This is a genomic window from uncultured Campylobacter sp., from assembly GCF_938040115.1.
Classification (GTDB): domain Bacteria; phylum Campylobacterota; class Campylobacteria; order Campylobacterales; family Campylobacteraceae; genus Campylobacter_A.
In genome coordinates, this window is record NZ_CALHXD010000278.1 from 1 (window position 1) to 9,173 (window position 9,173).

The following is a 9,173-nucleotide window of genomic DNA, read 5'->3' on the forward strand; positions in this document are numbered from 1 at the left end:
GCGCAAAATTTTCACTTTTTGACATAAAATTAGGGGGTAAATGCAAAAAATTATCACAAAAAGTTGGAAAAAGGCAACGAAAAGTGTATCTTTGCAGTCACGTTAAGAATTTTACACTTAAATTGAGAAAGCGTAATATATTAATAAGGTGTAGCATATCTATACCGATTTGTTCGTGACTTTTTGCTCAAAAAGAGCGAATGCTAAGGTAAGAAACAAGTTTTTATTTATAACAACAATATTATTTTTTGTTTTTGCAATTAGAAGTATAAGTTTTGTTCTATTTTATATGCCAACTTGCGCCAAATTCTTCTCTGATTTCATTGATATGTTTGTTTATGGCGGCTTTAAATTTGATGTTTTTATATATCCATTTTTATTTATTTTAGTGGTATTTCTATATGACAAAACAAATAAAAAATTTAACTTTAAAAGGATAAAAAATGAAACTAACAATTAAGACTGCTCCACTAGGAACATCTTTAGGTATGAATACTGTGCCTCATTATTTATAGGTATTACGTAAATTTATGAAATACGTAACCAAAGCGGATTTCAAATTTTAAAACCTAAAATTCATCATTTATAAAAAATTACTCCTCGACCGCATCAAACCCCAGCTCCAGCGTCCTTATCTCCCCTATCGCATTTCCCGCGATCCCCTTTATCGAGCCAAACATCTCGATCGCGTTGTCGCGCACCTTTTCGATCTGTTTTTCGCGGCTCTTCCAGATGCGTTTCATCGCGTTTTTCTCGCGCTCCAGCTCCTCGCTCATCGCAGAAAAGCCCTCCACGATGGCCTCGATGCGCATCTTAAACTCGTTGCTAACCAGATACGAGTAGAGCATCTCCATCTTGTTTGAGCGGTTTTGCGCGGAGTTCCTAGCGAAATTTAGCTCTACGACGCCCTGCCTTAGCACGAAACAAAGCGCCTTAAACTCCTCGTAGTTGCACACCCATACGCCTTCAACCAGCCCCATGCGCTCTAGCTCCCGCGGTCGAGCCTCGCTAACTAGCACCCCGACGTCGGCGCCTGAGGCGCGCATATCGGCCTTAAATTTTTCTATCCATTCGTTTGAGAAATTTTTAGTGCGTTTGCTCTCGTAGTAGATTTTGCCGCAGTTTTGCGCCTCGCGGGTATTTACGATCTGCATCACGTCCGCGCCGTTTGCGCCCTTTTTGACCTCGTCTATGGTGTCAAATACGAACTTCTCCCGCAGCCACGCCTCGATGGCAAGCTCTTGCGTCTCGCCTTGTAGCTGCTCGCTGCCCTGCTCTATGCGCCTTTGCGCCTCGTTTAGCTGCTTTTTTAGCGCCTCTAGCTGCTCGTCTTTTTGCTTAAATTTTAGCTCGTTTTGCTCGGCCAAAGCCTTGCCTAGCCGCTCTTTTTCCTCGTTTAGGCGCTTACTTAGCTCGGCCTCGGTTTTAGCCATCAGTGCGCTTTCAAACTCGCTCTTTTCGCGTTTTAGCTTTTCTATCTCAAGCGTCTTTAAATTTAGCTCGTTTATCTGCTTTGACTTGGCTTCAAGCTCGGTTTTTAGGGCATTTACTATGTTTAAATTTTCGCCCTCGAGTTTTGCTTTTATTTCATTTTCAAGCTCTGTTTTTTTAGCGTTTAGGGCTGCGGCAAATTTGGCGTCAAATTCTTTTTCCTTCGCGTTTAAGGCGTCCAAATGCGCCTTGTATTCGGCTCTTTTAATTTCGATCTCCTTGTCAAACTCTCGCCTAGCCGCCGCCATTTTTTGCTTCATTTCAAGCTCAAGCTCGGTTTTTAGAGCCAAATTTACATCGACCTCGGCGCCGCAGTTACCGCATTTTACGCTACTTTGCATTTACAGCCTCGTTTTCATTTTTTCAAATTCGTCCTGCACGGTGGCCGAGTTTGGCTCGTTGCTCATCTTGTCTATCGCGTCGCCGTAAAGGCTGGTTAGATAAATCACGACGCAAGAAACCGCAAAGCCCGGCAATATCTCGTAAACGTAAGAATTTAGCCCAAGCGCGATCCACGCTATCACCGTCGCTCCGCCCGTTATCATGCCTAGAAGCGCCGCTAGCGCACTCATCCTGCGCCAATAAAGGCTAAAAAGCAGCACCGGCCCAAAGCTCGCGCCAAAGCCCGCCCACGCGTAGCCAACGACGTTTAGCACGCTTTCGTTAAAGCTAAAAGCAAGCGCGGTAGCCACTAGCGCGACGGCCACGACTGCGTATCTGCCAGCTGCGACCTGAGCTTTTTGCGAGATTTCTTTTTTATAAAAGGCAAACACGAAATCCTGCGTCACCGAGCTTGCGCTAACCAAAAGCTGGCTAGAGATCGTGCTCATGATGGCTGAAAGCACGGCTGAGATGATGATACCCACAAAAAACGGATGAAACAGCGTCTCGCCAAGCTGCAAAAAGACCTTTTCGGGGTCTGCTAGAGGCAAATTTAACTCACTGTAATACACAAAACCGATCAACCCACTCATCATCGCCCCAGCAAGCCCTATCGCCATCCAGCCTATACCGATGCGGCGCGCCTGAGCTAGCTCTTTTGAGCTTCGTATAGCCATAAATCTAACGATGATGTGCGGCTGTCCGAAGTACCCAAGCCCCCACGCCATGAGTCCCAAGATGCTTAAAAAAGTCTGATCGTAAAAGATGTTTAGGTGATTTTTGCCGTATTTTGCCACCTCGCTCCAAAAGGTAGCACCGTCTGGCAAATTTAAATTACAAAACGCGACTACGGGTACGGCAACTAAAACCAAAAACATCAACATACCCTGAAACGCGTCCGTAATGCAAACCGCGCGAAACCCTCCGAAAAACGTGTAAAAAACGACGATAGCGAGCGTAAAAATGGCGCCGAATTTAAAATCAAGGCCAAAAAAACTCTCAAAGCTCTTGCCGCCCGCGATTATCCCGCTACTAACGTAAAGCGTGAAAAATATCAAAATCAAAAGCCCTGAGACTATGCGTAAAATTTTAGTCTCGTCTTTGAAGCGGTTTTGTAAGAAATCGGGAATCGTGATGCTGTCGCTCGCAACCTCGGTATAGACGCGCAAACGCTTTGCTAAAAATAGATAGTTGCAATACGCTCCTATAACGAGCCCCAAAACCATCCAAATCGTAGCTAGCCCCGTGGCATAAAGCGCTCCAGGCACGCCAAGCAGCATCCAGCCGCTCATATCGCTAGCTCCGGCGCTTAGAGCAGTTACGACCGGCCCTAGGCGGCGGTTGTCGAGCAGGTATTCGCCCATATTGGCGTTTTTGTTATACGAGTATCGCCCCACGAAAAGCAAAAATCCAAAATACAGCGCGATGGCGATATAGCGTGCATAGTCCATTAAATTTCCCTCGGTTTTTTAAATTTGAGTTACGATAATATGATAAATTTGTTTAAAAGATAATTTTTTCGCGTAAAAAAGGTTAAATTTATATTTTTTTCCGTATTATTAACCCTCATTACACTTTTAAGGTTTAAGAAATGCTAAACGAAAAATTTTTCAGGGCGTTGTTTTTCGTCGTCATCGTCTCCGCGGGCGTTTACTATTTTTATCCGACGGAGTTAAACGAGGCTCAACGTCTAGCTTACCTTAAAAGCTACGGCGTGACGCTGGGACTCACTATCGGCGGCACGGCTATCGGCGTGACTTTGGGCTTTATTTTGGCGTTTTTAAAGTTTTTAAATATCAAAATTTTAAGCTTTCTCATCGACGAGTACGTAGATATCCTGCGCGGAACGCCGATTATTTTGCAGCTTCTTATATTTTCGGTCGTGATTTTCGCGACCTGGAGCGATAACTTTTACGTCGCTTTGATCGCGCTTGGGCTAAACAGCTCCGCATACGTCGCAGAAATCGTGCGTAGCGGCATAAATAGCGTCGATAAGGGCCAAATGGAAGCCGCAAGGGCGATGGGCCTAAACTACTACGTCTCGATGCGAGAGGTGGTGTTCCCGCAGGCAACCAAAAACATCTTGCCTGCGCTTGCGAACGAATTTATCTCGCTTTTTAAAGAGACGTCAGTCGTTGGCTACATCAGCGTCATCGACATCACGATGCAAAGCAAAAGCCTACAAGCGGTGTTTTATAGCCCAGAGCCCGTCATTTTCACGGGCATAGTTTACTACGTCAGCGTGAAGTTCTTTACGTTTTTGGTTAAAATTTTAGAGAGGAGACTAAATCGCCATGATTGAGATTAGAAATTTAAGTAAAAATTACGGCGATTTACGCGTCCTAGACGATATCAGCGTAGATATCAAACAAGGCGAAATCATCGCCATCATAGGTCCTAGCGGCGGCGGGAAAAGTACCTTTTTACGCTGCATAAACCGCCTAGAAGAGCCAAGCGGCGGGCACATAAAGATAAACGGCGAGGATATAACGGACAAAAAAACTGATATAAACAAAATCCGTCAAAAAGTGAGCATGGTTTTTCAGCACTTTAACCTTTTTGCAAACAAAAACGTCTTGCAAAATTTAACCCTAGCTCCGATAAAAGCGGGGATTTTGGATAAAGAAAGCGCGGAAAAAAGAGCCGACGAGCTACTAAAAAGCGTGGGTCTAAGCGATAAAAAATACGCCTTCCCGCACAAGCTCTCTGGCGGTCAAAAGCAGCGTATAGCAATCGCTAGAAGCCTTGCGATGAATCCCGAGGTCATACTCTTTGATGAGCCAACGAGCGCGCTAGATCCCGAGATGATCGGCGAAGTGCTAGACATCATGAAAGACGTCGCAGCAAAAGGCATCACGATGCTAGTAGTCACCCACGAGATGGGCTTTGCTAAAAACGTGGCAAATAGGATATTTTTCATGCACGGCGGTAAAATAGCCGTGGACGACACGCCTAAAAACGTATTTGAAAACCCTAGCAATCAGCGTTTGCAGGATTTTCTAGGTAAAATTTTAAACCACTAAAAGGAGGTCAAAATGTCACAAAACATCGTTGCGGCTTTGTCCGCTGGCAAATTTAAAAAACTTTTCGTTTTCGTAGCCGCCGCTTTGATGCTTTCAGGCTGCGGTCAAAGCTCGAATGAAAACGCGAGCAAAGACGCCGCAGTAAAAAACGAGGCAGCTCCCGTAGCGGTACAACAAACGATAAGAGTGGGCTCGAGCGCGGACTATCCGCCGTTTGAGTACATCGACGAGCACAACAAGATCGTAGGCTTTGAAATCGATATGATAGAAGCCGTCGGCAAGAAAATAGGCGTCAAATTCGACATACAAAACATGAGCTTTGACGGGCTGATCCCTGCTCTAAAAACGGGCAAGATAGACGCCGCGCTAAGCGGTATGAGCGCGACCGAGGAGAGAAGAAAATCGGTCGATTTTACGAAGCCTTATTATTTTTCGGATAATCTTTTCATCCGCAAAAAAGGCACCGACGTAAATGCGACCAATATGCACCTCAAAAAAATAAGCGCGCAAATAGGCACATTGCAAGAGACCGCGGCTAAATCCATCTGCGGCGACCTAGCCGTGCCTGCAGAGACCGTAGCGGCTGCGATTTTATCGCTAAAAGCGGGCAAAATCGACGTCGTGCTAACAGATAGCCCGATCGGCTACGAGTATCTAAAGCAAAACTCTGATTTGGAGGAGTTTTTAAAGCTTCCCGACGGCACCGAGGGCTTTGCCGTCGCGTTTGATAAAGGCAAGCACCTAGAGCTAATCGGCAAGATAGACGCCGCGATAGAGGAGCTCAAAAAAAGCGGCGAATTTGACAAGATGATGGAAAAATACGGCCTGAAGTAAATTTGCAAGCCCGCACCAAAATGCGGGCTTAATTTTGAAACCAAATTTAAAGGAGAGAACATGAAAAAGATTTTTGCGCTGCTTTTAGCGGCTCTAGCTACGCTTGGCGCCGCCGAGCTAAAGATCGGTACAGCCGCCAACTATCCGCCGTTTGAGTACGTGGACGAGCAAAACAAGATCACGGGCTTTGATATGGATCTAGTAGCCGAGCTCGCTAAACGCGCGGGTTTTGAGTACAAGATCGTAAATATGAGCTTTGACGGCCTAATCCCGGCTCTAAAAACCGGCAAGATCGACGCCGTAGCAAGCGCGATGAGCGCGACTGACGATAGACGAAAGTCGGTTGATTTCACGCAGGCTTACTACGCTACGGAAAACATCTACTTGCGCGCTAAAGGCAACGACGCTATCGCGAGCAAAGACGCTCTAAACGGCAAAAGAGTAGGCGTACAACAAGGCACCGTCCAAGAGATCGCCGCTAACGCTATCGCAGGCGCTAAAGTCGTGCCTGCCGAGGATCCGGTTCCGCTAATCATGGGACTAAAAAAAGGCAAGATAGACGCGGTCGTGCTTGATAGCTCGATCGGTTACGGCTTTTTAAAGAAAAATCCGGAGCTTGAGGAGTTTTATACAGAAAACGACGGTAGCGAGGGCTTTTCTATGGCGTTTGATAAAGGCAAGCAAGCAGATCTAATCGCTAAAATAAACGCCGCGCTTGACGAGATGAAAAAAGACGGCAGCTACGACAAACTGCTAGAAAAATACGATCTAAAATAATGAAAAAAAGCGCATTTTTTACTCTGATTAAATTTTGCGCTTTAGCCTTGCTGTCGGTAAATTTGGCAGCCCAGTTTACCGACATGCAAATAACTCAAACAACCAAATCCAAACGCGAAAAAGTCGCCAAAGAGGTTCTGTTTTTAGAGAAAATTCTAGACTACGATACCTTTGTCTTTAGGCTAAACGCCGCCGTGATCGCCCCTTGCAAGCTTGCAAACGTCAAATTTTATAACGGCGCAAAATGTATAAAAGATAAAAAAGAGCTGGAAAATTTCACCAAATCTTACGACAAAGAGATCAAAAAGATATTTCGTCCCGAGCGCAACTACTACGTGCTCACGCTAAAAAATCTAGGCGATAGATGGCTGTGCGAAGTAAGCGACGAAAGCAGAATCCTAAACAAAACCCTGGTCAAAAACGGCCTCGCCTCGCCTACTAGCAAAGAGTACCAAAAAATCGAGGTCAAAGAGGACTGGGCAAAGAAAAATCACGCGGAAATTTACGAGTGCCTAACCGGCAAAAAGCTAGAAGAACCGAAGAAAAAACCTAAAAAAGCCGAAAATAACGCTACTAAAAACGATCAAACCGAGCAAAACCCTGCATCCGGGCTCATGTATATGACTGCAGTTATCAAACCTGCAGCCACCACTTTCAAGGCTTAATGTCTTTATTTCCGGATAAAATTTACTTAAATCCTCTTCATCTATCTCACTTAAATCAAATGATGTGAACCCCGGAGTATCGTAAATAAATCCTCCCTTAGGTGTTTCAAACATTTCAACATGCCTTGTGGTATGCTTTCCTCTTTTAGTCTTTCTGCTGATTTCAGATGTTTCTGCACAGGCATAGGGAAGCAGTGCATTTATAATGGTCGATTTCCCTACGCCCGAAGGTCCTGCAAAAGCTGTACATTTTCCTTCTATCAGGTTAAATAATCCTCCGGTTCCCCGTTTATTTTCCGCTGAAACCATCACAACGTCATATATGTCTTTATATGGTTTTACAAAATCTAACGCCAGTTTTTCTGAGATCAAATCTGCTTTATTCATACATAGAATCGGCTTCACTCCTTTGCTTTCTGCCATTATTAAAAACTTATCTATCAAGTCAAAGTTGGGCTTTGGATTCTTTGCAGCAAATGTGACCACTATACAGTCCACATTGGATATAGGCGGTCTTATAAAATAATTTTTTCTCGGAAAAAGCTTATCAATTACTCCATTACCATCAGAAAGAACTTCAAGTTCAACAATATCACCCACTGTTAATGTAATATCATTTTTTTTGAAAATTCCTCTCCCCCTGGTCTGTATAATTCCATCGGTGGTCTTTACATAATAAAAACCACCGATTCCTTTAATAATTCTGCCTATCATATTTTATTTATCGTCTTTGTCATCAGGATCCGGTTTTACTTCCGGTGCACCTTTGCTGATTTTAATGTTTACAGTAGTTCCTTTCTTAAGTTTAGTACCTGCATCATATTGCTGCCAGAAAACAGTTCCCTTCGTATAAATATCGTTTTCTTCAACAAGACTTTTACCTACCTCAAGCTTATTTTTACGCAATAACTTTACTGCTTCTTCATAAGTAAGTCCCATCAGTGACGGCATTGTTACTTCAACGGTTTTCTTTCCCTCACACACAACTATACTTACTTTCGTTCCCTTTTCGGCTACGGCATTTCCGGTTGGACTTTGACTCATTATCTGATTTTTTTCAAACTTATCACTTTTTTCATATCTGATATTGGTGTCAAGTTCAAATCCCTTTTCTTTCAGCAGAGCTTTAATTGAGTCTTCATCATATGTTTTTCCAATCAGGTTCGGCACTGTGTTCGTTGCCTTACCTGCACTTATATTCAAGGTAACGGTAGTGCCTTTTTCAACTTTTTCGTAAGCTTTCGGATCCTGTTTGGCAACCTTTCCCTTATCGACAGTATCACTTGATACCTTATCTCCTTTTTCAACCTTAAGACCTGCATCTTCCAGACTCTTCTTAGCCTCCGAATAACTTAAATCAACAACATTAGGCACTTCCACCTTTTTACCGCCGATAACACCGGTTCCAATTAAAGCCCCGAAAACCACAGCAGTAAAAAGAATTACACCTGCTGCAACAGCAAATATCATTTTTTTCTTCTTATTCTTATCCTTCTTTTTGTTCTTTCCTTTTTTATCTTCATCATGGTCATCGGAAATATCATCTCTTGTTGGGTTTGGATAAGGATTTGATGGTGCTGCTTTATCTTTTGCCACAAATACTGAATCCCCAACCATTCGTGTTACAAATTCAATATTCTTCAGATCCTCAAGCATCTCGTCTGCACTCGCAAATCTATTGGACTGGAACTTATCTGTCGCTTTCATCACAATCTTTTCAAGAGCCGGAGGAATCCCCGGAATAATTGTCGAAGGTGATTTGATTTCATCATTTATATGCATAAGTGCAACCTGAACGGGATTATCACCGTCGAAAGGAATCTTTCCTGTAAGCATTTCATACAGAACAATTCCCAAGGAATAAATATCTGACCTCTCATCAACATAAGCACCCCTTGCCTGTTCCGGAGAAAAATAATGCACAGAACCCATTATTCTGCTGGTTTCCGTCAGGGTTGCATCGCTTACCGCCTTGGCAATACCAAAATCACCCAGCTTCGCC

At 43.9% G+C, this 9,173-nt stretch carries 8 protein-coding genes and 1 pseudogene; 5 read left to right on the forward strand and 4 right to left on the reverse strand.

Annotation, left to right across the window (positions count from 1 at the left end):
- Window positions 1-593 precede the first annotated feature (593 nt).
- Together Q0314_RS09390 and putP are read right to left on the reverse strand one after the other, a co-directional pair.
- The gene (locus Q0314_RS09390; protein ID WP_298058502.1) at window positions 594-1,832 is read right to left on the reverse strand and encodes a DUF2130 domain-containing protein; all 1,239 of its coding nucleotides are present in this window, start codon (window positions 1,830-1,832) and stop codon (window positions 594-596) included.
- Window positions 1,833-3,323, reverse strand: coding sequence for a sodium/proline symporter PutP (gene putP, locus Q0314_RS09395; protein ID WP_298058504.1), 1,491 nt, complete (start codon window positions 3,321-3,323; stop codon window positions 1,833-1,835).
- Between the two features lie 140 nt (window positions 3,324-3,463).
- On the opposite strand from putP, the gene Q0314_RS09400 reads away from it, so the two are divergent.
- Genes Q0314_RS09400 through Q0314_RS09420 form a run of 5 tightly spaced genes read left to right on the forward strand, consistent with a single transcriptional unit; the run spans window position 3,464 to window position 7,171 of the window.
- Window positions 3,464-4,174, forward strand: a complete 711-nt coding sequence (locus Q0314_RS09400; RefSeq protein WP_002948422.1) for an amino acid ABC transporter permease — start codon at window positions 3,464-3,466, stop codon at window positions 4,172-4,174.
- Window positions 4,167-4,895 (forward strand): amino acid ABC transporter ATP-binding protein, encoded by a 729-nt coding sequence (locus Q0314_RS09405; protein WP_002948421.1) that lies wholly within the window; start codon window positions 4,167-4,169, stop codon window positions 4,893-4,895. Before Q0314_RS09400 ends, Q0314_RS09405 begins: the two co-directional genes overlap by 8 nt.
- A 12-nt stretch (window positions 4,896-4,907) precedes the next feature.
- On the forward strand, window positions 4,908-5,729 hold the full coding sequence (locus Q0314_RS09410; RefSeq protein WP_298058505.1) for a basic amino acid ABC transporter substrate-binding protein: 822 nt from the start codon (window positions 4,908-4,910) through the stop codon (window positions 5,727-5,729).
- A gap of 60 nt (window positions 5,730-5,789) precedes the next feature.
- A complete protein-coding gene (locus tag Q0314_RS09415; RefSeq protein ID WP_298058507.1) occupies window positions 5,790-6,506 on the forward strand; it encodes a basic amino acid ABC transporter substrate-binding protein in 717 nt (238 codons plus the stop codon).
- Window positions 6,506-7,171 (forward strand): hypothetical protein, encoded by a 666-nt coding sequence (locus tag Q0314_RS09420; RefSeq protein ID WP_298058509.1) that lies wholly within the window; start codon window positions 6,506-6,508, stop codon window positions 7,169-7,171. Before Q0314_RS09415 ends, Q0314_RS09420 begins: the two co-directional genes overlap by 1 nt.
- Here the strand turns inward: Q0314_RS09420 and rsgA are convergent.
- Together rsgA and Q0314_RS09430 are read right to left on the reverse strand one after the other, a co-directional pair.
- Window positions 7,163-7,885, reverse strand: a pseudogene (gene rsgA / locus Q0314_RS09425) (ribosome small subunit-dependent GTPase A); the annotation flags it as partial. The gene Q0314_RS09420 and the pseudogene rsgA overlap by 9 nt on opposite strands.
- 3 nt (window positions 7,886-7,888) lie before the next feature.
- A partial coding sequence (locus Q0314_RS09430; RefSeq protein ID WP_298058512.1) for a PASTA domain-containing protein occupies window positions 7,889-9,173 on the reverse strand: 1,285 nt, incomplete at its 5' end.